Source organism: Streptomyces sp. MB09-02B (assembly GCF_033794485.1).
Lineage (GTDB): Bacteria > Actinomycetota > Actinomycetes > Streptomycetales > Streptomycetaceae > Streptomyces.
Map to the genome: position 1 here is coordinate 1 of NZ_JARGEE010000812.1, position 1,712 is coordinate 1,712.

The following is a 1,712-nucleotide window of genomic DNA, read 5'->3' on the forward strand; positions in this document are numbered from 1 at the left end:
TTTGGATTTTTGGTATAGAAAAAGCCCGTTCCCCCGCCCCTCCACAGCGGCCCGGTCCGCGACCACACAGATCGGGCCGCTCCCTCTCAACCCCTGTCCGCCCACCGGAGACGACCGGGGAACTGGGCATCATCTCCCCGTCCGACCTGCAGACCGACCCCGCCACAGGAAAACTGCACGGCCCGGGGACGCACGGCCCAGTTGCGCTGACCCTGACCAATTAGCAGGTCAGCGGGGCTAGGACACTAACAAGCCAAGCCCATCGTGCGTCAGGCCAAGCGCTCCGCTCAGTGCCGACTCTCCCGCTTTTGCGCCGACTGAAAAGCCTCGTCACACAAGCGGGCTAACGCCGCACCCGGGGCATCCCCAGGCCGATCCACGAGATGATCTCCCGTTGGATCTCGTTGTTGCCGCCGCCGAAAGTGAAGATGACGGCCGAGCGGTAGCCGCGTTCGAGTTCGCCGTGCAGGACCGCGCCGGCGGAACCTTCCTTGAGGGCGCCCGCGGCGGCGACGATCTCCATGAGCCAGGCGTAGGCGTCGCGGCGGGCCTCGGAGCCGTAGACCTTCACGGCGGAGGCATCCTGCGGGGTGAGCGTGCCGTCCTGGACGGCACTGACCATGCGCCAGTTGAGGAGTTTGAGGGCGTCGAGCCGGGTGTGGGCGCGGGCGAGCAGGCGGCGCACCCAGGGCAGGTCGACGACGCGGCGGCCGTCGGCGAGTTTGGTCTCCATGGCCCAGCGCTGGACGTTGTGCAGGGATCGGATGGCCATGGTGCCGTGGGCGGCGAGGGTGACGCGTTCGTGGTTGAGCTGGTTGGTGATCAGCCGCCATCCCTGGTTCTCCTCGCCCACGCGGCGGGAGACGGGGACACGGATGTCCTCGTAGTAGCTGGCGGTGGTGTCGTGGGAGGCGAGGGTGTTGATGAGGGTGCAGGAGTAGCCGGGCTCCGTGGTCGGGACGAGGAGCATGGTGATGCCCTTGTGGGGCGGGGCGTCGGGGTCGGTGCGGGTCGCCAGCCACACCCAGTCGGCCGTGTCGCCGTTGGTGGTCCAGATCTTCTGCCCGTTGACGACGTACTCGTCGCCGTCCCTGACCGCGCGGGTCTTCAGCGAGGCCAGGTCCGTGCCGGCACCGGGCTCGCTGTAGCCGATGGCGAAGTCGATCTCGCCGGAGAGGACACGCGGCAGGAAGTAGGACTTCTGCTCCTCGGTGCCGTACCGCATGATCGTCGGTCCGACGGTGTTGAGCGCCATCAGCGGCAGGGGGACACCCGCCTGGGCGGCTTCGTCGAAGAAGACGAACTGCTCGATGGCGGTCAGGCCGCGTCCGCCGTACTCCTTCGGCCAGCCCACGCCCAGCCAGCCGTCACCGCCGAGACGGCGGATGGTCTCGCGGTAGAACCGCTTCTGCGCCGCCGGGTCGGTATGGCGTGTGTAGGCGCCGTCCGGGACCAACTCGGCGAAGTAGGCGCGCAGTTCGGTGCGCAGCCGCTGCTGCTCGGGTGTGTATTCGAGGTGCACGGCGCCTCCAGGCTCCCCAAGGCCGACCCTGACGGCGCACACGCTAGAACGTGTTTCAGTAATAGGGCAGTCTCTTATACACATCTACGCTGCCGACGCTCGGACGCGACTCACGGGGCGGGCGGGCCGACGGATTGGCGGTGGTCCTCTCCCACCCTCCGATCGGCCCCCGTTCCTCGGCCCTCTCCGC

Annotated in this window: 1 protein-coding gene; it reads right to left on the reverse strand. The window is 68.2% G+C overall.

Annotated elements, in window-relative coordinates; translation table 11 throughout:
* Positions 1 to 343 precede the first annotated feature (343 nt).
* Positions 344 to 1,522: an acyl-CoA dehydrogenase family protein gene (locus P1P70_RS44280; RefSeq protein ID WP_319248110.1), complete on the reverse strand. Its 1,179-nt coding sequence runs from the start codon at positions 1,520 to 1,522 to the stop codon at positions 344 to 346.
* Positions 1,523 to 1,712 lie beyond the last annotated feature (190 nt).